The sequence below is a fragment of the Pseudomonas sp. 8209 genome, from assembly GCF_028682105.1.
In the GTDB taxonomy this organism is placed as follows: domain Bacteria; phylum Pseudomonadota; class Gammaproteobacteria; order Pseudomonadales; family Pseudomonadaceae; genus Aquipseudomonas; species Aquipseudomonas palmensis.
This window is the reverse complement of sequence record NZ_JANIAH010000005.1, coordinates 57526-79794: the sequence shown is the minus strand read 5'-3', so window position 1 is coordinate 79794 and position 22269 is coordinate 57526. Positions and strand designations below refer to the sequence as shown.

Annotated in this window: 21 protein-coding genes; 6 read left to right on the top strand and 15 right to left on the bottom strand. The window is 66.4% G+C overall.

Going from position 1 to position 22269, the window contains the following annotated elements:
* Positions 1 to 69: 69 nt before the first annotated feature.
* The 14 genes from NP552_RS11990 to NP552_RS11925 form a co-directional block, all read right to left on the bottom strand.
* The gene (locus NP552_RS11990; RefSeq protein ID WP_054914743.1) at positions 70 to 834 is read right to left on the bottom strand and encodes an ABC transporter ATP-binding protein; all 765 of its coding nucleotides are present in this window, start codon (positions 832 to 834) and stop codon (positions 70 to 72) included.
* Between the two features lie 10 nt (positions 835 to 844).
* Positions 845 to 1960 carry a succinylglutamate desuccinylase/aspartoacylase family protein gene (locus NP552_RS11985; RefSeq protein WP_088513953.1) on the bottom strand — a complete coding sequence of 372 codons (1116 nt, stop codon included), beginning with the start codon at positions 1958 to 1960 and terminating at the stop codon, positions 845 to 847.
* An 8-nt stretch (positions 1961 to 1968) separates the two neighbouring features.
* The gene (locus tag NP552_RS11980; RefSeq protein WP_274096759.1) at positions 1969 to 2679 is read right to left on the bottom strand and encodes an ABC transporter permease; all 711 of its coding nucleotides are present in this window, start codon (positions 2677 to 2679) and stop codon (positions 1969 to 1971) included.
* Positions 2676 to 3404 (bottom strand): ABC transporter permease, encoded by a 729-nt coding sequence (locus NP552_RS11975; protein WP_043861954.1) that lies wholly within the window; start codon positions 3402 to 3404, stop codon positions 2676 to 2678. The genes NP552_RS11980 and NP552_RS11975 overlap by 4 nt, the downstream gene beginning before the upstream one ends.
* A 103-nt stretch (positions 3405 to 3507) precedes the next feature.
* On the bottom strand, positions 3508 to 4290 hold the full coding sequence (locus tag NP552_RS11970; protein ID WP_043861953.1) for a transporter substrate-binding domain-containing protein: 783 nt from the start codon (positions 4288 to 4290) through the stop codon (positions 3508 to 3510).
* Between the two features lie 111 nt (positions 4291 to 4401).
* Complete coding sequence (locus tag NP552_RS11965; RefSeq protein ID WP_274096758.1) at positions 4402 to 6039, bottom strand: ATP-dependent DNA ligase; 1638 nt, start codon at positions 6037 to 6039, stop codon at positions 4402 to 4404.
* A complete protein-coding gene (locus NP552_RS11960) occupies positions 6036 to 7052 on the bottom strand; it encodes a ligase-associated DNA damage response exonuclease (protein ID WP_043861951.1) in 1017 nt (338 codons plus the stop codon). The genes NP552_RS11965 and NP552_RS11960 overlap by 4 nt, the downstream gene beginning before the upstream one ends.
* Before the next feature lie 108 nt (positions 7053 to 7160).
* Positions 7161 to 9188 carry a c-type cytochrome gene (locus NP552_RS11955; protein ID WP_274096757.1) on the bottom strand — a complete coding sequence of 676 codons (2028 nt, stop codon included), beginning with the start codon at positions 9186 to 9188 and terminating at the stop codon, positions 7161 to 7163.
* Between the two features lie 176 nt (positions 9189 to 9364).
* Positions 9365 to 11803: a penicillin acylase family protein gene (locus NP552_RS11950; RefSeq protein WP_274096756.1), complete on the bottom strand. Its 2439-nt coding sequence runs from the start codon at positions 11801 to 11803 to the stop codon at positions 9365 to 9367.
* A gap of 116 nt (positions 11804 to 11919) precedes the next feature.
* Positions 11920 to 12561 carry a glutathione binding-like protein gene (locus tag NP552_RS11945; RefSeq protein ID WP_043862633.1) on the bottom strand — a complete coding sequence of 214 codons (642 nt, stop codon included), beginning with the start codon at positions 12559 to 12561 and terminating at the stop codon, positions 11920 to 11922.
* Positions 12562 to 12659: 98 nt separating this feature from the next.
* Positions 12660 to 12866 (bottom strand): SEC-C metal-binding domain-containing protein, encoded by a 207-nt coding sequence (locus NP552_RS11940; RefSeq protein WP_078480560.1) that lies wholly within the window; start codon positions 12864 to 12866, stop codon positions 12660 to 12662.
* A 6-nt stretch (positions 12867 to 12872) separates the two neighbouring features.
* Positions 12873 to 13352 (bottom strand): LEA type 2 family protein, encoded by a 480-nt coding sequence (locus NP552_RS11935; RefSeq protein WP_043862632.1) that lies wholly within the window; start codon positions 13350 to 13352, stop codon positions 12873 to 12875.
* A 2-nt stretch (positions 13353 to 13354) separates the two neighbouring features.
* A complete protein-coding gene (locus NP552_RS11930; protein ID WP_043862631.1) occupies positions 13355 to 13831 on the bottom strand; it encodes a YchJ family protein in 477 nt (158 codons plus the stop codon).
* 4 nt (positions 13832 to 13835) lie between these two features.
* Positions 13836 to 14330 carry a DUF6231 family protein gene (locus NP552_RS11925; protein ID WP_043862630.1) on the bottom strand — a complete coding sequence of 165 codons (495 nt, stop codon included), beginning with the start codon at positions 14328 to 14330 and terminating at the stop codon, positions 13836 to 13838.
* Positions 14331 to 14489: 159 nt separating this feature from the next.
* Between NP552_RS11925 and NP552_RS11920 the strand changes: the two genes are divergently transcribed.
* The 4 genes from NP552_RS11920 to NP552_RS11905 all read left to right on the top strand — a co-directional run bounded on the left by NP552_RS11920 (position 14490) and on the right by NP552_RS11905 (position 17124).
* On the top strand, positions 14490 to 15182 hold the full coding sequence (locus NP552_RS11920) for an OmpA family protein (protein WP_043862629.1): 693 nt from the start codon (positions 14490 to 14492) through the stop codon (positions 15180 to 15182).
* A 90-nt stretch (positions 15183 to 15272) separates the two neighbouring features.
* Positions 15273 to 15986, top strand: a complete 714-nt coding sequence (locus NP552_RS11915) for an OmpA family protein (RefSeq protein ID WP_054914734.1) — start codon at positions 15273 to 15275, stop codon at positions 15984 to 15986.
* A 111-nt stretch (positions 15987 to 16097) separates the two neighbouring features.
* On the top strand, positions 16098 to 16373 hold the full coding sequence (locus tag NP552_RS11910) for a DUF1145 domain-containing protein (protein ID WP_043862627.1): 276 nt from the start codon (positions 16098 to 16100) through the stop codon (positions 16371 to 16373).
* Complete coding sequence (locus NP552_RS11905; protein WP_274096755.1) at positions 16366 to 17124, top strand: collagen-like protein; 759 nt, start codon at positions 16366 to 16368, stop codon at positions 17122 to 17124. The genes NP552_RS11910 and NP552_RS11905 overlap by 8 nt, the downstream gene beginning before the upstream one ends.
* A gap of 87 nt (positions 17125 to 17211) precedes the next feature.
* Here NP552_RS11905 and NP552_RS11900 read toward each other — a convergent pair whose 3' ends face one another.
* Positions 17212 to 17676 carry a CopD family protein gene (locus NP552_RS11900; RefSeq protein WP_043862625.1) on the bottom strand — a complete coding sequence of 155 codons (465 nt, stop codon included), beginning with the start codon at positions 17674 to 17676 and terminating at the stop codon, positions 17212 to 17214.
* Between the two features lie 97 nt (positions 17677 to 17773).
* Between NP552_RS11900 and dinG the strand changes: the two genes are divergently transcribed.
* Both dinG and NP552_RS11890 read left to right on the top strand, forming a co-directional pair.
* Entirely contained in the window at positions 17774 to 19918 is a 2145-nt protein-coding gene (gene dinG / locus NP552_RS11895; protein WP_043862624.1) for an ATP-dependent DNA helicase DinG, read from the top strand.
* Between the two features lie 81 nt (positions 19919 to 19999).
* Positions 20000 to 22186 carry a beta-galactosidase gene (locus tag NP552_RS11890; RefSeq protein WP_054914731.1) on the top strand — a complete coding sequence of 729 codons (2187 nt, stop codon included), beginning with the start codon at positions 20000 to 20002 and terminating at the stop codon, positions 22184 to 22186.
* Positions 22187 to 22269 lie beyond the last annotated feature (83 nt).

Here is a 22269-nt window from a genome sequence, read left to right as displayed (position 1 = left end):
TGGGCAGTGGGTGTGTCTTCACAGACCATCAATGCCCGGCATTAGTTTTAGCGGGTGACAATCGTCGGGTTATTTGAGGTTGCCACTCAGGAACTGGCGCAGCCGCTCGCTCCTGGGGTTGCCCAGCACATCGGCCGGTGCGCCCTGTTCCTCCACCAGCCCCTGATGCAGGAACAGCACCTGGCTCGATACCTGCCGTGCAAAGCTCATTTCGTGGGTCACCATGATCATGGTGCGGCCTTCCTCGGCCAGCCCCTGGATCACCCGCAGCACTTCCCCCACCAGCTCCGGGTCCAGCGCCGAAGTCGGCTCGTCGAACAGCATCACCTCCGGCTCCATTGCCAGCGCCCGTGCGATCGCCACCCGCTGCTGCTGGCCACCGGACAGGAACGCCGGGTACTGGTCTGCCACCCGGGGCGCCAGGCCTACCTTGTCCAGGTAGGCACGTGCCCGTTCCTCTGCCTCGTGCCGGCTTACCCCCAGCACCCGGCGCGGCGCCATGCTGATGTTCTCCAGCACGCTCAGGTGGCTCCACAGGTTGAAATGCTGGAACACCATGGCCAGGCGCGTGCGGATACGCTGCAGCTCGTCGGCATCGGCCACGCGCAGGCCGTGGCGGTCGTGCACCATGCGCACCGGCTGGCCGTCCAGGGTCATGCTGCCCTCGTCGGGCTGTTCGAGAAAATTGATGCAGCGCAGAAAGGTGCTCTTGCCCGAGCCACTGGCGCCGATCAGGCTGATCACGTCGCCGGTGCTGGCCTGCAGTGAAACGCCCTTGAGCACATGGTGCTCGCCGTAGCGCTTGTGCAGGCCTTCGATGGTCAGTTTGTACATGCACGGCCCCTCATGGCGATAACAGGTAGCCGCTGCGGTACGGCTGGTTGCCCGCCACATGCGCAATCACCATGCCAGCGGTGGCCATGCGTCGCAGCGAGCGGGCATACAGCAGCCCGGCCTGCTGGTTGTGTACCGGGGTCACGCGGTCGCTGAGCGGGTCGATCACCTCGGCGATCAGTTGCCCGGCCTGCACCGGCTGGCCCGGGGTGACATGAAACACCAGCAGGCCGCCCAGCGGCGTGGCCACCGGTTCGACCGCCGCCAGCGGCGTGGCCGGGTAGGGCAGGGGCGGCAAGGGGGCGGCCTCGCCTTCGATGGCACCGAAACGGGTCAGGTAGTTCAGGATCGCCTCGCAGTCGGTGCTGGCCAGCGGGTGGCTCACATCGCCCTGACCGCGCAGCTCCACCGTCACCGAAAAGCTGCCCTGGGGGATGGGGAACTGCTTGGCAAAGCGTTGCTGCAGCTGCCACCACACCAGGGTGAAACACTCATCGAACGACTGCCCGCCCGAATCGGTGGCCAGCAGGCTGGCCTGGGCCCCGAGGTAGCGCGACAGCGCCTCGACCCGGGGCCAGGCTTCCGGGGTGGTGTACAAGTGCGCGACGGCCTCGAAGTCGCAGTGCAGGTCCAGCACCATGTCGGCATCGCAGGCCAGGCGTTGCAGTACCAGGCGCTGGGATTGCAGCGGTGTGGCGGCGGGCTGCGCGTCCAGCGCCCGGCGCATGCACTCGCGAATCAGCTCGACGTTGTGCCGCGGGTCCTGGGTCAGGTGCGCCTCGATCTGGTCACCGATGGTGTCGCTCAGGTCGACGAAGTGGCGGTTGAAGTTCTCGCCGCTCTGCAGCTCGAAACGCCCCAGGGGCACGTCCATCAGCACCTGTTCCAGGCCCACCGGGTTGGCGATGGGCACCAGCACGATCTCGTGGCGCAGGCGGCCCTGGCTCTGCAATTCGCCCAGGCGTTGCTTGAGGTGCCAGGCCACCAGCATGCCGGGCAGCTCGTCGGCATGCAGCGAAGCCTGGATATAGACCTTGCCGGCACCGCGCGGGCCGAAGTGGAAGCTGTGGATCTGGCGGCAAATCCCCGGCACCGGGGCCAGGATGTCGTGGGTCTTGTGGTGCATGAACGGTCCTAGTGTGCGGGGCCGAGGAAGGCCAGCCAGCGTCGTTCGGCCAGGCGGAACAGGCCCACCAGTGCGAAGGTCACGCACAGGTAGATGATGGCGGCCGTACCGAACGACTGAAAGGTCAGAAAGGTGGCCGAGTTGGCGTCGCGGGCGACCTTGAGGATGTCCGGCACGGTGGCGGTGAAGGCCACGGTGGTCGAGTGCAGCATCAGGATCACCTCATTGCTGTAGTACGGCAGCGAGCGGCGCAACGCGGACGGCATGATGATATAAGCATAAAGTTTCCAGCCGCGCAGGCCGTAGGCCCTGGCTGCCTCGACTTCACCGTGGTGCATGCTGCGGATGGCGCCGGCGAAGATCTCGGTGGTGTAGGCGCAGGTGTTCAGGGCAAAGGCCAGGATGGTGCAGTTCATGGCGTCGCGAAAGAAGCTGTCGAGCAGCGGTTGCCCGCGCACCACCTCCAGGCTGTAGATGCCGGTGTAGCAGATCAGCAACTGGATATACAGCGGCGTGCCGCGAAACAGGTAGGTGTAGAACTGCACTGGCCAGCGCACCCACAGGCGCCGTGACACCCGTGCGATCGACAGCGGGATCGACCCCACGAAGCCGATCAGCAGCGAGGCGCTGAGCAGCCACATCGTCATCGCCAGCCCGGTGATGTGGGTGCCGTCGGTATAGAGGAACGCGCGCCAGTATTCCTGCAGCAGCTCGATCATCGCAGTGCCTCCCGGGTGCCGACGTTGTAGCGCCGTTCGAGCCAGCGCAGGGCCACGTTCGAGGCGCTGGTGATCAGCAGGTAGATGAAGGCCGCCACCACCAGAAAGTAGAACAGCTGGTAGCTGCTCTTGCCGGCATCCTGGGCGGCCTTGACCAGGTCGGCCAGGCCGATGATCGACACCAGCGCGGTGGCCTTGAGCATCACCATCCAGTTGTTGCCGATGCCCGGCAGGGCGAAGCGCATCATCTGCGGGAACACCACGAAGCGAAACCGCTGAAAGCGCTTGAGGCCATAGGCGGTGGCCGCTTCGACCTGGCCGCGCGGCACCGCGAGGATCGCGCCGCGAAAGGTCTCGGTGAAATAGGCACCGTAGATGAAGCCCAGGGTGATGACCCCGGCAGCGAAGGGGTTGATCTCGATGTAGTCCCACTCCATGGCGTCGGTCAGGCTGGTGAGCCCGGTCTGCAGGCTGTAGAAGATCAACAGCATCAGCACCAGGTCGGGCACCCCGCGGATCAGCGTGGTGTAGAGCTGCGCGGGGATGCGTAGCAGCGGCAGCGCGGAGAGCTTGGCGCTGGCGCCGAGCAGGCCCAGGCCGACGCTGACCAGCAGCGACATGAAGGACAGTTGCAGGGTCATCCAGGTGCCTTGCAGCAGCAGCGGGCCGAAGCCCCTGAGGCTGAAGGCGCCAAGGCCCAGGTGTTGCAGGAGGTCGTCAAGCATGGGGCGAGCCTGTGCGGGTGGGACCTTGGGTACGCGGTGCGTCAGCTCCTGCACGCACCGCGAACCCGTGTAGGAGCCGGCCTTGCCGGCGAAGAGGCCGGCCCTACTTGCCGCTGTACAGGTTCAGATCACCAAAGTGCTTCTTCTGGATGTCGGCATAGGTGCCATCATCGTGTAACGCTTTGATACCTTTGTTCAGCAAGGCCTTCAGCTCGCTGTTACCTTTCTTAATGCCCACCGCCGTCTTCGACGGCAGCAATTCGCTGTCCACCGGTTGGCTCACTTCGTAGCCCGCGCCTTGTGGCGATTTCAGAAAGCCCAGTTCGGCCTGCAGCATGTCCTGGATCGAGGCGTCCAGGCGTCCCGAAATCAGGTCGGCATACACCTGGTCCTGGTTCTGGTAGGCCTGGGTCTTGACCCCGGCCTTGTCCAGCACGGCCTTGGCATAGGCTTCCTGGATGGTGCCCTGCTCATAGCCGACGGTCTTGCCCTTGAGCGAGGCCGGGTCGGCGCTCATGCCTGCACCTTTTTTGAACACCAGTGCGGTAGGCCCGGAGAACAGCTCGTCAGAGAAGTCGATGACCTTCTCCCGCGCCGGGGTCACCGTCATGGACGAGATCACGCCGTCGAACTTGTTGGCCTTGAGGCCCGGAACCATGCCGTCGAAGTCGCTCTCGACCCACCTGCACTTGACCTTGAGCTCGGCGCAGATTGCGTTGCCCAGGTCGATGTCGAAGCCCACCAGGCTGCCGTCGGCGGCCTTGGACTCGAAAGGGGCGTAGGAGGGATCGACGCCGAAGCGCAGTTCCTTGTAGTCCTTGGCCAGGGTGTTGCCCGCAGCCAGGCACAGCGCCAGAGCAGACAGCGTCAGCAGAGCTTTTTTCATGGTGTGGTCCTTCAAGCGCAAATGATGGGTGGCTGCGCAGCGTTACCGCTGGCCGCTCGACATCAAGCTCACAGCAATTTCCGCACCATAGTCCCAATTGCTGCGTTTCGCTTACCCCAGCAGCGACTGCAACGTGGCCAGGTCGTCCGCTTCGTCCACCGGTTTGTCCAGGCGCCAGCGCAGCATCCGCGGGAAGCGCACCGCAATCCCGCTCTTGTGGCGCTTGGACAGTGCGATGCCCTCGAAGCCGAGTTCGAACACCAGCGTCGGGGTCACGCTGCGTACCGGCCCGAAGGTTTCCACGGTGGTCTTGCGGATGATTGCATCAACCTTGCGCATCTCTTCGTCGCTGAGCCCCGAATACGCCTTGGCAAAGGGCACAAGGCTACGCTGCGGGCTGCCGGCGGGGGCGTCCCACACCGCAAAGGTGTAGTCGCTGTACAGGCTGGCGCGCCGGCCATGTCCGCGCTGGGCATAGATCAGCACCGCGTCCACGCTGAACGGGTCGATTTTCCACTTCCACCACACCCCCATGTCCTTGGTGCGGCCCACCCCGTACAGGGCGTCGCGGGCCTTGAGCATCAGGCCCTCGACCCCCAGGCTGCGCGATGCCTCGCGCTGGGCGGCAAGCTCGGCCCAGGTGTCGCCCTGCAGCACCGGCGACAGGCGCAGCGCCGGGTGTGCAGTGGTCTGAACCAGCGCTTCCAGCTGCGCCCGGCGCTCGGTCTGCGGGCGGCTGCGCCAGTCGGCGCCCTGCCATTCGAGCAGGTCGTAGCCCAACAGCGCCACTGGCGCATCGGCCAGGATCTTCTTGCCCAGGGTCTTGCGCCCGATGCGCTGCTGCAGCAGGGCGAAGGGCTGCACGCCGTCGCGCCACACCACGATCTCGCCGTCCACCACGCAGCCATCGGGCAGCACGGCGGCCAGCGCCTGCAGTTCGGGGAAGCGCTCGGTCAGCAGCTCCTCGCCGCGTGACCACACCCACAACTGGCCCTCGCGCTTGACCACCTGCGCACGGATGCCGTCCCACTTCCATTCCGCCTGCCAGGCCTGGGGCGGGCCGAGCAGGGCGTCGAACTGGTCCACCGGCTGTTGCAGCGCATGGGCCAGAAAGAACGGGTACGGCTGGCCGCCGCGCTGGGCATGTTCGTCTTCGGACTCGGCCGCGATCAGCTTGAGGTAGCCCTGTGCCGTGGGGCGGTGCGACAGGTCGGTGTAGCCCACCAGGCGCTGAGCCACGCGCTTGCTGTCAATGTCGGCCAGTTGCGCCAGGGCGCGGGTGACCAGCAGCTTCGACACGCCGACGCGAAAGCTGCCGGTGACCAGCTTCAGGCACACCAGCAGGCTCTGCCGGTCGAGCTGTGCCCACAGGGGCGGCAGGCGCTGCGCCAGGGTTTCGGGCGGCAGTCCGCGCAGCGGCAGCAGGCAATCCTCGACCCAGTAGGCCAGGCCCGCGTCGCTGCTGTGGGCGGCTTCGGGCAGCAGCAGCGAAAAGGTCTCGGCCAGGTCGCCCACGGCCTGGTAGCTCTCCTCGAACAACCAGTCGGGCAAACCCGACAGGCTGATTGCCAGCTCGCGCAGCAGCCGTGTGGGTACCAGCTGGCGCGGCCGCCCGCCGGCCAGGAAGTACACCGCCCAGGCGGCGTCTGCGGGGCTGGCGCTGGCGAAGTAGCGCACCAGTGCATCGCGCTTGGCGTTGCTCGAGGTGGTGGCGTCGAGCTGGCCGTAGAGTTCGGCGAAGACCTTCATGCGCTGGCCTCGGTCGGGGCGCCTTCATCCTCGTCACCGTATTCGGTGACGAACGCCTGGGCATCCAGCCCGCGCTCGCACAGGTAGCGCACCAGCACGGCCACCGAGCCGTGGGTCACCATCACCCGCTGCGCCCCGGTCTGTTCGATGGCCCATAGCAGGCCGGGCCAGTCGGCGTGGTCGGAGAGCACGAAGCCGCGGTCCACCCCGCGCCGGCGCCGGGTGCCGCGCAGGCGCATCCAGCCGCTGGCGAACGCGTCGCTGTAGTCGCCGAAGCGGCGCATCCAGCTGCTGCCGGCCGCCGAGGGCGGGGCCAGGATCAGCGCCTGACGCATGCGTGGGTCGTGCTTGTCCATCTCGCTGGCATGCAGCGTGGCGGGCAGGGCGACACCCGCTTCGCGGTATACCCGGTTCAGCGGCTCGACCGCGCCATGCACCAGGATCGGCCCCAGGCTCGGGTCCAGGCCATGCAGGATGCGCTGCGCCTTGCCGAACGAATAGCAGAACAGCACGCTGGCCTTGCCCAGTGTGATGTTCTCGCGCCACCACGCATTGATCTGGTCGAAGATCTGCTGCTGGGGCTCCCAGCGGTAGATCGGCAGGCCGAAGGTCGACTCGGTGATGAAGGTGTGGCAGCGCACCGGTTCGAACGGTGCGCAGGTGCCATCGGGTTCGACCTTGTAGTCGCCGGACGCCACCCACACCTCGCCGCGATACTCCAGGCGCACCTGGGCCGAGCCCAGCACATGGCCGGCCGGGTGCAAGCTCAGGGTCACCCCGCCGTGGTCCAGGCGCTGGCCGTAGTCGAGGGTCTGCAGGTTGATGTCGGCGCCCAGGCGGCTGCGCAGGATGCCCGCGCCGGGGCTGGCGGTGAGGTAGTGGCGGTTGCCGTTGCGGGCGTGGTCGCCATGGCCGTGGGTGATCACCGCACGTTCAACAGGGCGCCACGGGTCGATATAGAAATCCCCGGGTGGGCAATACAATCCTTCGGGTCGTGCAATCACCAGGTCCATGCCAAGGCCGCTGCGCTGGGGGTTTAACCTAGGAGCGCGGCCGGGCCGGTGAAGTTCGATCCGAAAGCGTCGCCGGCGTGCTGCCGGCGACGCTGCAGGGGGGCTGCTTCAGTAGCGCGCGTCTACCGGGCGCCCGCCGTTGGGCCAGTCCTTGACCTTGTCGGGGAAGTCCGGGCGTGGCTGGCTGGAGAACCAGGCCGCCACGTCCACCGCGTCCTGGTCGGACAGGCCGCCCTGGCCGAGCGGGAACTTCTCGTGCATGCCGATCGGCATGTTGCGTTTGACGAAGGCGGCCGCGGTGTAGGTGCGCGCCATGCCGGCACCGATGTTGAACGACTGCTCGCCCCACAGCGGCGGGAAGATCCAGGTGCCGTCGGCGCGGGTCAGGCCTTCGCCGTCGTTGCCATGGCACACCGCGCACTGCTGGGCGTACACCTGCTTGCCGTTCTCCAGGTCGGGCTTGATCGACGGGTCGACCTTGCCTACGCCGCGCCCTGGCACCTTGTCCTCGGGCTTGGTGTTGTTCTTCATCCACTCGAAGTACGCCACCATCGCCTGCATGTCGGCCCCTTGCGGTGGCAGCGGCGAGCCGCTCATCGAGCGCCGGAAGCAGCCGTTGATGCGCTCCTCCAGGGTGATCACCTTGCCCGCCCGTGGCGCATAGCCGGGGAAGAAGGCCGATACCCCGACGAACGGCGAACCGTCGGCCACGGTGCCGGCGTTCAGGTGGCAACTGGTGCAGTTGAGCGCGTTGCCGACGTTGTCGGGCAGCAGGTCGCGGGTCTGCAGGTGCAGGCGCATGCCGCGCACCACCTGATCGGCATTGCTGGCCGCCAGCAGGTCGGCCAGGCGCGGGGTCTCGAAGGTCGAGGCGTCGCGGTCCTGGGGCTTGAGCTGCTGGCGCAGCTTGGCCACCTGCGCTGCGCTGATCGCCGAGCCGTCGTTGCCCCAGCTGCTGCGCACGAACGTGAGGATCTCGGCGATCTCGGTGTCGGTCAGGCGCGAGAACCCGGGCATGGTGTACACCCGTGGGTGGGCGACGGTTTCGGCGGTCTGCCAGCCGGTCAGGGTGATGTGCAGCAGCGAGGTCGGGTTGGCCGAGGCCACGCTGGGGTTGTGCGCCAGTGGCGGGAACATGCCCGCCACGCCGGCGCCGTCCGGGCGGTGGCAGTCGCTGCAGAACTGCGTGTAGCCCAGCCCGCCGCGGCTGGTGAACAGGTTGTCCGGCGCTGGGGCAGGGGTTCGTTCCACCATCGGCATCGGCAGGTCGTCCTTGCCCGGTGGCAACGACTTGAGGTAGCGCGCGATGGCGGTGAGGTCGGCGTCGGTGAAGTGCTGGGTACTGTGGGAGATCACCTCGGCCATGTTGCCCGACACCGTGGCAAAGCGGTTCTGCCCGGTCTTGAGCAACTGCACGGTGTCTTCCACCGTCCACAGGTTGCGCAGGCTCAGGGCGCGCCAGTGCTCCACGGTCTCGCCTGCCAGGAAGTGCTGGCCGGCGCTGCCGGCGTCGTCCATGGCCTTTTCCTGGAAGGCCACGCCGCGCGGGGTATGGCAGGCGCCGCAGTGGCCCAGGCCCTGTACCAGGTAGGCGCCGCGGTTGAGCTCGTCGCTGCGGGCCGGGTCGGCCACGAAGGGTTGCTTGTCGAGAAACACCAGGTTCCACAGCGACAGGCCCCAGCGCTGGCTGAACGGAAACTTCATGTCCGCTTCCAGGTTGGGCTGGTTGACCGGCTTCACGTCCTCCATCAGGTAGGCGTACAGGTCGCGCATGTCGCCTTCGGTCATTTTCGCGTAGGAGGGGTAGGGCATGGCCGGGTACAGGTTGGTGCCGGCCGCGTTCACCCCTTCGCGCATGGCGCGGTCGAACTGCTCGAAGGTATAGCGGCCGATGCCGGTGACCTTGTCGGGGGTGATGTTGCTGGAGTAGATGGTGCCCATCGGCGTGGTCAGTTCGAGGCCGCCGGCCATCAACTCGCCGCCCTTGGCAGTGTGGCAGGCCACGCAGTCGCCCAGACGGGCAATGTAGGCGCCGCGTTCGACTGCCGTTGCCGGGGGCGGCTCACTGGCAGAGGCGGGGTACGCAAACAGCAGCGTCGAGCCAAGCATGGCCAGACGCGATACAAGAGAAGCCATCGCAATCGTCCTTTGGATGCGGCCGCAGGTGGTCCTGTAGGCACGTATCCGCAATCGTTTTTATAGGGTCATCAGACAAACCCGGTTATAGCCGATGGACGAGGGTGGCACTTTGATATGGATCAGCGCGGGGTGAGAAAGGGGCTCGCCGCCAGGGCGACGGCGAGCCGAAGGGGTTACTTGCCGGGCACCAGGGTCAGGCGCTTGCTGCCGTAGGCGCGTTCGAAGTTCTGCGGCTGCATCGGGAAGGTCACGTAGCTGCCCTTGAACCAGGCATCCAGGCCGTCGGCGAAATGCGCGCTGGCCGGGTTGCCCGACTGCCCGCTGCTGCTCACCCCCTGCAGCGGCTCGGCCAGGCCGAAGTCGACCACCATGCGCATCGACGGCATCAGGCGGGCATCGAAGTCCTGGCCCCAGGCATAGGCCGAGGCGTTGAGTGTGGTGTGGTCGCCGCCGGTGGCCAGCGGGCCGCGCTTGAGCGTGTCGCCCAGGCCATAGGGTGCGCTGACGGGCCAGTGGTACTGGTGCAGCTTGCCCCATTGCCAGGCCCGGCGGTCGGTGCCCATCTGCGCTTCGCCGGCGCTGATGGCCGCGGCCAGGCTGCGGGCCAGGATCGCCGGCTTGTCCTGCTTGCCCGGGCTGTTGCGGTCGTCCCAGAACGGGCTGTCGTCGCGGCCCAGCAGGTGATCGGCCTGGGCCGAGTACGACAGCCGCGCATTGGCGACGAAGGCCTGCCAGCTCGGGCTGGTTTCAGGCCCCAGTTCATCGAGGAAGATCTGCCGGGCGCTTTGCTGCAGGAACAGCTCGTACACCGCGGCATCCGCCGATTGCGGGCTCAGGCGCCCGTCGAACGCCATCAGCCGGGTGTAGGCCTCGCGGGCGCGGGCCTTCTGCTCGGCGGGCAGGGCGTCGATGGCCTGCTTGAGCGGCTGGGCCATGCCGGGTGCTTCGAACATGGCTTTGAGCTTGGCGGCGAACAGGGTGGTCTGGTCGTACTGCATGGCGATCAGGCTGCGGCTGTCGTGCTTGCCGTTGCCGGCCAGCTGCGCCAGGCGTTCGGCACGCTCGGGGTAGTACCAGCTGTTGGACAGTTGCAGGCCATAGCCCTTGGGAATGCTGCGCTGGTTGGCATTGCCCAGCCAGCCTTGCGGCGGGTCCTGGTCGTAGGGGTGGAGCATGGCGTCGGCGTAGCCATCCCAGTCATAGCGCCCGTCGGCACCTGGGGAGGGCAGCAGGCCCTGGCCTTCGCGGCGGTTGGGGTAGCGGCCGGTAACCTGCCAGCCCACGTTGGCGGCGTCGGCGAACACCAGGTTCAGCGCGGCGGCGCCGATTTCGCGGCTGGCGTCGAAGGCACGTTCGACGCTCTGTGCCCGCGACAGGTCGAAGAACGCATCAAGGCTCTTGTCGCCCTTGAGTTCGGGCATCTTCAGGGCCAGGCCGAGGCTGCCCTGGGTGCCGGTCAGCAGGGCGCCGTGGCGGGTTTCGTACAGGGTTTCGCGTTGCGGGCGCTGGCCCTTGACGAAGTAGGTCTCGTTGCGCGCCTGCACCGGCTGCCAGCGGCCGTCGACTTCATAGAGCACGCGGTTGCCTTCGCGCTTGAGTTTTTCCAGGTACAGGTCCTGGTTGTCGCCCATTGCCGCGCTGCTGCTCCAAGCCAGCTTGCCGTTGAAGCCGGACAGCACGAACGGCAGGCCGGCCAGGCTGAAGCCGGCGGCCTGGTATTTGGTGGTACGTACCTGCACCGGGCTCAAGGCCCAGGCGCCCTGGCTGTCGCTGGCCAGCAGGCTGCGGCCGCTGCGGCTGCGCTGCGGGGCGATGGCCCAGTTGCTCGACGCCGGGGTGCCCAGCAGGTTGAGCGCGGCCAGTTGCTCGCTGACCTTGTTCAGTGTGGCCAGGCCCGGCAGCTGGCTGCCCGGGTTCAAACCCTTGAGCTTGTCGGCTTCGGCCATGGCCAGCGGTTCGTCCGGGTAGCTGGGCAGCAGCCACGGCAGTGTGTCGGCACCGACTTTCTGCGCCAGGGTCAGTGCGGCGATTTCTTCCTGCAGGTTCACCGACTGGCTGAAGCTGTACAGGCTGAAGATCAGCGCCGAATCTTCAGGCTTCCAGTACTCGGGGCGGTAGCCGCTCTGGGCCAGCGGGGCCGGCAGGCGGTCGCGGTAGCGGAACAGGTAGGCGTTGACCCCGCGTGCGTACACCTCGAAGAAGCGCTTGAGGCGCGGCGAGGCGTCGGCGTAGAGGTCGCTGGCGTTCTTTTTCAGGTTGACCGCGCGCATGAAGCGGTCGACCTCCAGCGCATCCGGGCCAGCCATCTCGGCCAGGCGCCCCTGGGCCAGCAGACGCATGCCGACCATCTGCCCGATGCGATCGCCGGCGTGCACATAGCCCAGGGTGAACAGCGCATCGTGGAAGCTGCTGCTCTCGATCAGCGGCATGCCCAGGGCGTTGCGCCGCACCGAGACGTTCTGTGCCAGCCCCTTGAGCGGTTGCACGCCGCTGGTGGGGAGGACGCTGTCCTGATGGTTGCCCAGTTGGCAACCGCCCAGGCTGAGCAGCCCGAGCAGGGTCGCGGCGACGCCGAACCGGGGTAGAACGGGGGAAAGGGCTGGCGAGGCCATGGGCAAGGCTCCTGCAGGGGATGGCGCTAAAAGGCGCTACGTTAGTGAGCACGATCACGCCATGCAAGCGGGGGCGCGGGCTTTATTTTCAAAGTACCGCGCGGCCTTGTCGTGGTTCAGGCTGGCGGCGGGTTGATCTGCTCGACCAGGGCGTAGGCGCGCTGTGTGGCGGGGCGTGCCTGGATGCGCTGGAACCAGCCTTTGAGGGCCGGGAAGTCGTCCAGGTTCTGCTGCTGCCAGGTGTGCGAAACGATCCACGGGTAGATCGCCATGTCGGCGATGCTGTAGTCGTTGCCGGCGACGAATGGTCGGTCGGCCAGGCGCTTGTTCAGTACCCCGTACAGGCGCGCGGTTTCGTCCACGTAGCGCTTGATGGCGTAGGGGATCTTCTCGGGGGCGAAGCGGTTGAAGTGGTGGTTCTGCCCGGCCATCGGGCCCAGGCCGCCCATTTGCCAGAACAGCCATTGCAGGGCCTCCTGGCGGCCGCGCAGGTCCTTGGGAATGAACTGCCCGGTTTTTTCGGCGAGGTAGAGCAGGATGGCCCCGGACTCGAACAGCGACAGCGGCTGGCCGTCGGCGGTGTCGTGGTCGACGATGGCCGGGATGCGGTTGTTGGGGGCGATTTTCAGAAAGTCTTCGGCAAATTGCTCGCCCTTGCCGATGTTGATCGGGTGAAGGGTGTAGGGCAGGCCGGTCTCTTCGAGAAACAGGGTGATCTTGTGGCCGTTGGGGGTGGTCCAGTAATACAGGTCGATCATGGTCACGCTCCGTTTGATGGTCGTCTGCTGGAACTGTGCTTGATGTCGAGGCGCAACGTGTGTGGGAGCGGGTCAGGCCCGCTCCCACAGGAGAGGCATCAGGCCCCGTGGCACTTCTTGAACTTCTTGCCGTTGCCGCATGGGCAAGGGTCGTTGCGGCCAACGTCCTTCAGGGCATTGCGCGCAGGTTCCTGAGGGGCATGGTTGCAGTGCGGGCCATGCACATGGCCGTGGTCATGATCATGCGCGTGATGGTCATGATCGTGATTGCAGTCGGGGCCATGAACGTGGGGTTGCTGGGTCATCGAGGGTTACTCCGGAATGAGATCGGCGGGAATTATCTCACCCTTGCGCAACAAGTGCAGGTCGTGGGCAAAGAATAATCCGGTGCTCAGCTCACCCTCCAGGCGATAGGGGATGGCCTGATCGGGGCGCTTGAGCAGCTTGGCGATGGGCTTGAGCTGGCGCCACAGGTTGGTACGCACCGGTACCTGGATGGTGCGCCGACTGTGCGCGTCCACCCGAAACCACTGGCCGTGGTCGCCTTCGACCAGCAACAGGTCGGCCAGGTACACCGCGTAATGCAGGTTGCGCACCTGCAGGGTGCTGTCGTTGGGATTGTCGATGCGAAAGTGCAGGATGAACTCCTGCTGCATCAGCCGCGCCTTTACTGTCTCGACCCGCACCAGGTGCACGCCGGGGTCCTGGTAGCTGCCGCCCCACCAGCTGGCGCAGCCCGCCAGATTCATCAGCAGCAGGCCGATGAGCAGCCGACGGGCGCAGGTGGTCATGACTAATGGCTCATGTAGCTGGCGCAGCACTTCTTGAACTTCTGCCCGCTGGCGCATGGGCAGGCGTCGTTGCGCCCGGCCTTGAGGCCCACCGTGGGGTCGATGAAGTACCAGTGCCCGCCGTTGTGCACGAAGGCCGAGCGCTCGCGGTGGCTGTGCTCGCCGTCGTTGTCGTGCCAGCGCGCTGTGAAGGTGACGAACGCGTGATCGGGCTGGCCGCCGAACACCTCGGCGCTCTCGACCTCCAGGCCCAGCCAGGTGCTTTGCGCGCTCCAGGCGGCAATGCCGGCGCGATCCAGCCCGGCCTGCTGCACCGGCAGGGTGGTCTTGATCAGGTAATCCACCAGCCCCAGCACATAGGCGCTGTAGCGCGAGCGCATCAGCGTCTGTGCATCGGGCGCCGGGTGGCCGGCATGATAATGCCCGCAGCAGGCATCGAGCAGGTTACCGCTGCCGCACGGGCAAACCGAGACACTCATTGCATCACCACCAGTACTTTCCAAAATTTTGCGGGTTGGCCCAGAACTTGGCGTTGAGCCAGTCGGGTACCTGTTTGTAGTCACGTAGATCATAGGTGAACAGGTTCAATACCTGCTCGTCACGTTGAAAACGCTCGCTGTCCTGCAGCGCCAGTGCGTAGAAGTCGGTGTCGCGCCAGCCGCTGGCCGCAAGGTCGACCAGCACCGCCACGCGGCTGGCGTTGAGGTTGCGAATGCCGCCGAGCAGTTGCAGGCCCTGCTGGTTGCTCAGGTGTTCCAGGCAGTCCACCAGCACCGCCAGGTCGAAGCGCTGCGCGGCAAGCTCGGCCGGCAGCGCGCCGGGGCGGGCCACGGCGATCTGCGCCTGCGGGTGCGCGGCGGCGAAGGCCTCCAGTGCCGGAAACGACGTGCCCACCAGCAACAGGCGTTGCGGGGCATGGTGCTCCAGCAGGGCGGCGAGGGCCTGCTGGGGCGTGCGCGAAGAAAAACGGTCAGTCATCGAAGCTCCTCGGTAATGCGTCAAGACTAGCCGGCCCGGGACGCAAGGCATAGAGGCACGCGCAAAGCACCATGGCTTATTGCTGGCGCAGATGGAATCACCGGTCTTTACTCCCAGAGCATCGGTTTTGCACCGATTCCCCCTAGGAGACGCGACAAAATGAGCATAGTTCGCACAGCATTGCCTCTGGTTCTGCTAACCAGCGTATTGACTGGTTGTGCAGGTTTGCAAAAAACCGACTGGCCGAAGTGTGCCGCCGTCGGGGGCGTTGGCGGTGCCGCCCTGGGCGCCATCGAAAGCTCCAGCTGGGCCGGCTGGGGCGCGCTGCTCGGCGGCGGTCTGGCGGCCGGTTACTGCTGGGCCCATGGCGACGGCGACGAAGACGGTGATGGGGTACCGGACAGCCGCGACAAGTGCCCGGGCACCCCGCGTGGCGTTCAGGTCGATGCCAACGGCTGCCCGCCGGAGCCGGTCGCGGTGGTCGAGGAAGTCGTGGTGGTCAAGGAAGAGGTCATCGTGATCCGCGATGTGCTGTTCGAGTTCGACTCGGCCAGGCTCACCACGGCTGACAAACTGCGCCTGGACAAGATCGCCACGCGCCTCAAGGCCGAAGCCCCGAGCGCACGCCTGAGCGTCACCGGGCACACCGACAGCCGCGGTAGCGATGCCTACAACCAGAAACTCTCGGAGCGCCGCGCCCATTCGGTGACCGACTACCTGGTCGAGAGCGGCATTGCGCGCAGCAGTTTCGTTTCGGTGCAGGGCGCCGGTGAAACCCAGCCGGTGGCAGACAACAACACCGCCGACGGACGCGCGATGAACCGCCGCGTGGAAATTCGCATCGATCGCTGAAGCCCTTGCGCCCCGCGGCTTGTGAAGTGTCGCGGGCGCGTCTTTACTCCTGTGTGACCGGTACTGGCCGGTGACACAGGAGCATTCCCCATGAATGTAATCACCAAGGCTGCGCTGCCCGTGCTCGTGGTCGCCAGCCTGCTGTCCGGTTGCGCCACCCACAGCGATGGCAGCGCCCCGTTGAACCAAAGAACCTGGCCCCTATGCAGCCTGCTGGGCGGCGCCGTGGGTGGCGGCCTGGGCGCCATCGAAAGCTCTGCCTGGGCCGGTGGCGGCGCGGCGCTGGGTGCCATCGCCGGTGGCCTGATCTGCTTTGCCCAGGACGGTGACGAGGACGGCGATGGCGTGTTCGACCGCCGCGACCGGTGCCCCGATACCCCGCCCAACACCCCGGTGAGCCACAACGGTTGCCCGTTGCCCCAATACCCGCCGAGCGAGAAGGCCCCGGCGCCTGAGCCCGAGGTGATCACCCTCAACGACCAGGGCAGCGTGATGTTCGCCTACGACTCGGCCGAACTCACCCCGGCCGCCCAGCAGCAGTTGCGTACCCTGACCGGCAAGCTCAATGACCCGAGCGTGGCCAGCATCAAGGTGATCGGACACACCGACAGCCGTGGCAGCGATGCCTACAACCAGGCGTTGTCCGAGCGGCGCGCCAGCAGCGTGGCCGAGTACCTGATCAGCCAGGGCCTGGCACCGCAGAAAATCACCAGCCAGGGGCGTGGCGAGCGCGAGCCGATTGCCGACAACGAAACCGATGCGGGCCGCGCGCAGAATCGCCGGGTCGAATTGCACCTCAATTGATCGACAGCGGGGCTGGCATCCGGAGGGTGCCAGCCGGTAATGTGGCGTGCAGTGCCTGTGTCGCGTAAGCGGGCCGCCAAACAAGAAAACGCAACAACAAGGGGCGCGGGTATGAAGGCGTTGTGGGGGCTGGGCAAGGCCCTGACGGTAGTGTTCTGGTGGGTGGTACTGGTGAATCTGCTGATGCCGGCAGACAAGCCGTTCCACCAGCTGATCAACCTCGCGGGGGCCATGCTGCTGGTGCTGCACGTGCTCGAGGTGCTGATGTTCAACGGACGGTTGCGTGAGCGCAGCCATCGCTGGTTCGACCGTTTGCAGATTCTGCTGGTCGGCATCTTTCATATCCAATCGATACCGGCCCCGCGCCAGGAGGCTGGTCATGCGTAAGGTCGTGTTGTTGGCAGCACTGTTCAGCCCGTTGGCCCTGGCCGATGCAATCAGCGTGGCGGCGCACTCGGTGCTGCGCCTGCCGAACAAGGCCAGCGTGGTGCACCTGCAGCGCCTGGAGGTGGCGGATTCGGCCACCCTGGTGCTGCCGGCGAGCCTGGTGGAATTGAAGGTGGATGAGCTGTACCTGGGCAACCAGGCGCGCATTGCCATCGTGCCGGCCGAGCATGCGCTGAGCATGGAAGTGGCCCAGGCGCAGTTGGGCCAGGGCAGTGAGATTGCTGCCCACGGTGCGCCGGGTACCTATGAGCGGGTCGCCAGGCCCGGACGTGACCTGAGCTTGCGCATTCAGGCGCTGGAGGCTTCAGAACTGGCCATCGACGCCCGTGGCGGCGCGGGGGCACCGGGGTATGTGGGGCTCGATGGTGGTAACGGCAAGGCGGGTGGTTGCACCTGGGGCCAGGCCAGCCGTGGCGCCAATGGCGACAACGGTGGCGATGGCCATGACGGGGCGCCCGGAGGCCGGGTGCGCCTGGCACTGCCGGCCAGTTTCCCGGCCGAGCAGATCAAGGTCAGGCTCGACGGCGGTGCGCCAGGGCTGGCAGGTGCGCCGGGCAAGCCGGGCGCAGGCGGGGCCAGCAAGGGGTGCCTGGTGTACCGTACCGATGCAGGGGCGACGGGAAGACCCGGGCAGCCCGGGCAACCGGGGGCAGCCGGGGCTGACGGGGAGCTGATTCTTCAGCGCCTCTGATCTTCAGGGCTTCTTCGCCGGCCAGGTCGGCTCCTGCAGGCAAACGTGGCCTTTGCAGGAGCCCGCCTTGCTGGCGAAGCGGTCACCTCACACCAGCAGCCGGCTCGATGCCACCAGCACCACCGCAATACCCAGCAGCAGATTGATCCCCACCAGGCGCCGAATGCGCCCGAGCACTGCGGCCCCGGCGGGCCAGTCCTGCGCCTTCACCGCCTTGCGCAACTCTGGCAGCAGCAGCGCCTGGATTCTCAGAAACAGCGCAAACATCGCAATCCCTGCGCCAATCATCACCTGCACATAACGTGGCGCAGTCTCGAACCCCGAGAAGCGCATGTGCATCATGCCAACGCCGGTGATCGCCAGCACCGCGACCGCCACCCAGACCCACACGAAAAAACGTTGAAACACTTCTACCCACAGCGTCAGCCGTGAAGGGCCGTCAAGCGCGGCCACCATGGCCGGGCGCAGGATCAGCCAGGCGAAGAACATGCCGCCCACCCAGATCAGGGCGGCCAGCAAATGCAGGCTGTAGGGGATGGCAAAGGCGGTCATCGGGAACTCCATTCGGCGCAAGGGGCAATAGCGGGGTATGATAGCGACCCATTCGAAACACTGAAAATTTATCCAGCCCTCCGGGCGCCCCGACACCATGATCAGCAACGAACTCAAATCCCAGATTCAGGGCGCCTATTCGCGTTTTCTCGAAGCCAAGAGCCTCAAGCCCCGCTACGGCCAGCGTCTGATGATCGCCGAAGTGGCCAAGGTGCTGGGCGACATCGCCGTGGACGACGAAGGCCGCCGCAGCGGCGAGCCCGCCGTGGTCGCGGTCGAGGCCGGCACCGGTACCGGCAAGACGGTGGCCTACAGCCTGGCCTCGATTCCCGCGGCCAAGGCTGCTGGCAAGCGCCTGGTGATCGCCACCGCCACCGTGGCCCTGCAGGAACAGATCGTGTTCAAGGACCTGCCGGACCTGATGCGCAACAGTGGCCTGAACTTCAGCTTCGCCCTGGCCAAGGGGCGTGGTCGCTACCTGTGCCTGTCCAAGCTCGACCTGCTGCTGCAGGAAGGCCACGCCCAGACCGCCACCGCGCAGCTGTTCGAGGAGGAGGGCTTTCGCATCGAGGTGGACGAGGCCAGTCAGAAGCTGTTCACCAGCATGATCGAGAAGCTGGCCGGCAACAAATGGGACGGCGACCGCGACAGCTGGCCACAGGCCCTGGAAGACCAGGACTGGTCGCGCCTGACCACCGACCACAGCCAGTGCACCGGCCGCCACTGCCCCAACTTCGGGCAGTGCACCTTCTACAAGGCCCGCGAGGGCATGGGCAAGGTCGACGTGATCGTCACCAACCACGACATGGTGCTGGCCGACCTGGCCCTGGGCGGCGGCGCCGTGCTGCCCGACCCGCGCGACACCATCTATGTGTTCGACGAAGGCCATCACCTGCCCGACAAGGCCATCGGCCATTTCGCTCATTACACCCGCCTGCGCTCGACCGCCGACTGGCTCGAGCAGACCGCCAAGAACCTGGCCAAGCTGCTGGCGCAGAACCCGTTGCCGGGCGACCTGGGCAAGTACATCGAGCAGGTGCCGGAACTGGCCCGCGAGATCAAGGCCCAGCAGCAGTTCATGTTCAGCGCCTGCGAGCAGGTGGCGGAGTTTCGCCCGGGCGAAGACATGGAAGGTCGCGAACGCCCGCGCTATCGCTTCGTCGGCGGCGTGGTGCCCGAGCACATGCGCGAGATGGGCATCGAACTGAAAAAGGGCTTTTCGCGCCTGACCGACCTGTTCACCCGACTCACCGACCTGCTCAAGGAAGGTATGGACGCCGAAGTCAGCATCGGCATCCCCAGCCACCAGGCCGAGGAGTGGTACCCGTTGTTCGGCAGCCTGCAGACCCGTGCCCAGGGCAACTGGGAGCTGTGGACCGCCTTTACCGCCGAAGACCCGGAAGACAGCCCGCCGATGGCGCGCTGGCTGACCCTGGCCGAAAGCGGTGCGCTGTTCGATATCGAGGTCAACGCCAGCCCGATCCTGGCGGCCGAGATGCTGCGCCGCAACCTGTGGAACGTCGCCCATGGCGCCCTGGTGACCTCGGCCACCCTGACCGCGCTGGGCAAGTTCGATCGCTTTCGCATGCGCGCCGGGCTGCCCAAGCTGGCCGTCACGGCGGTGGTGCCCAGCCCGTTCCACCACGTGGATGCGGGCGTGCTGCGCGTGCCGGACCTGCGCGCCGACCCGCGCGATGCTCCGGCGCATACCGCCGCGATCATCCGCGACCTGCCCGAGCTGGTGGAAGGCTCGCGTGGCTCGCTGGTGCTGTTCTCGTCGCGCAAGCAGATGCAGGACGTGTTCGACGGCCTGGACCGCGACTGGCGCAAGCAGGTGTTCATCCAGGGCAACCTGTCCAAGCAGGAAACCCTCAACAAGCACAAGGCGCGCGTCGACGGCGGTGACTCCAGCGTGCTGTTCGGCCTGGCCAGCTTTGCCGAAGGGGTCGACCTGCCGGGTGCGTATTGCGAGCACGTGGTCATCGCCAAGATTCCCTTCGCGGTGCCGGACGACCCGGTCGAGGCGGCCCTGGCCGAGTGGATCGAGGCCCGTGGCGGCAACCCGTTCATGGAGATCGCCGTGCCGGATGCCTCGCTGCGCCTGATCCAGGCCTGCGGGCGCCTGCTGCGTACCGAACAGGACCGCGGCACCATCACCCTGCTTGACCGGCGCGTGGTCACCCAGCGCTACGGCAAGGCTATCCTCAATGCGCTGCCGCCGTTTCGCCGGGAAATTTCCTGAGCGGCACAGCGCTTTGCAGTGCCCCGTTGTCTATTGCACAGATCAAGGCCCGCAAGGGCCATCAAGGAGAACTCCAGCCCTATGTTGCGCCGTACCCTGCCTGCCGTGATTGCACTGTTGTTCAGCTCGCCGCTGCTGGCCGGGCAACAGACGCTGTTCAACTTCGTTCGCCCGGCCGCGGTGGTCAATGTGGTGACCGAAGATGCCAGCCTGCCGCAGTACAACGCGGAGCAGACAGCCGAGGGCGAGGTACTGCGGCGCGTGGTGTTCAACCCCGTGGAGCGCCCGAGCCTGCGCCTTAGCCCGCAGACCGGGGTGTGGGACTGGACGGGCGCTACCGCGCTGACCTTGCGCATGCAGAGCGCCATGGACTGGGCGCTGAGCGTCGACGTGACGGTGCTCAGCAGCGACGGCAGTACCCTCACCAGCCGCATCGACCTGCCGGCCGGCCCGGCACAGACCGTGATGGTACCGCTGACCGCCAGCTCGCCGCTCACCCAGGGCATGCGCGTCGGCCCGCCGATGCCGTTCCGTCATCAGGGCCAGCGGGTGCTGCTGACCAGCAGCGAGGGCAAGGCCGACCTCAAGCAGGTGGTATCGGTCACGCTGTCGATGCCCAGGCCCAAGGTGGCGCAGAGTCTGCTGATCGAGCGCTTTGGCGTGCAGGACGACGACGTGCTGCAAAAGGCCGCCTATGCCGGCCTCATCGACGGTTATGGGCAGTCCACCCGTGGTCGCTGGCCCGAAAAGATCAGCAGTGACGACCAGCTCAAGGCGGCTGCCCAGCGCGAGCAGCAGCAGCTCAAGGGCTGGCTGGACGAGCGCAGCAAGCTCAAGCTGGACACGTTCGGCGGCCTGCTTGGCGCTGAGGCATTCGAGGCCAAGGGGTTCTTTCGCACCGAAAAGCGTGAGGGTCGCTGGTTTCTGGTCACGCCGCTGGGGCATCCGTTCTACTCGCTGGGGGTCAATGCCGTGGCGGCCGATGGCGGGCGCACCTACGTGGAAGGGCGCGAGTCGATGTTCACCGCCTTGCCCGAGGCGCAGACCCCGCTGGCGCAGTACTACGGCCAGGGCGACAACCTGGACGGCAACGGTTCTTCCCAGGGGCGCGGTTTCGGCAAGGGGCGCTGGTTCGACTTCTACGCCGCCAACCTGGGCCGTGGTCACGCCACGCCGACGTTCGACCAGGCGCGCTGGCAGGGCCAGAGCCTGGATCGCCTGCAGGCCTGGGGTTTCAACACTCTGGGCAACTGGAGCGACAACGGCCTGCAGAGCGAACGCCTGGCCTACACCCTGCCGTTGTCCATCGGCGGCGACTACACCAGCATCAGCACGGGGGTGGACTGGTGGGGTGCGATGCCCGACCCGTTCGACCCGCGCTTTGCCATGGCCACCGAACGTGCTGTGGCGATTGCCGCGCGCGACCATCGCGACGATCCGTGGCTGATTGGCTATTTTGCCGACAACGAGCTGGCCTGGGCGGTGCCGGGTAATGAACCGAAGCAGCGTTATGCGCTGGCCTATGGCACCTTGCGCCTGACCACCGACTCGCCGGCCAAGCGTGCCTTTCTCAAGCAGCTGCGCGACAAGTACCGCAACCAGGAAGGCCTGTCCAAGGCGTGGGGCATCGAACTGACGGCGTGGGAACTGATGGAGGACCCGGGTTTCGAGCCGCCGCTGCCCGACCCCGCGCACCCGGAAATCGAGGCCGACTTCAAGTATTTCCAGCGGGTGTTTGCCGAGACCTACTTCAAGACCATCTCCGACTCGCTGAAATGGCATGCGCCCAATCACCTGCTGCTGGGTGGGCGGTTTGCGGTCAGTACGCCTGAAGCGGTGGCGGCGTGTGCCAAGTACTGTGATGTGGTGAGCTTCAATGTGTATGCACCCACGCCGCAGGATGGCTACGACTTTGCCCAGCTCAATGCGCTGGACAAGCCGGTGCTGGTGTCGGAGTTCCAGTTTGGCTCGCGTGATCGTGGGCCGTTCGGGCCGGGGCCGATGGAAGTGGCGCGTGAGGAGGACCGTGGGCCGGCCTATGCGAACTTCGTCAAGGCGGCCTTGAAGGAGCCTTCGATTGTGGGAGTGCACTGGTTCCAGTACCTGGATCAGCCGGCCAGCGGGCGTTTGCTCGATGGCGAGAATGGGCATTTCGGCTTGGTGGGGATTACCGACGTGCCGTTTCAGGGGTTTGTGGAGAGTGTGCGCAAGAGCAATCTTGGGGTGGTGGAGCAACTGAACAAGCCGCTGGTGATGCCGGCACGGTAGGCGCCTGAGAGCGCAAGGGGACCGCCTGGCTTTGCGGTGTTCCCAAAAACCTCCAGTGCTGGAACAATGCCAGCCATTTTGTG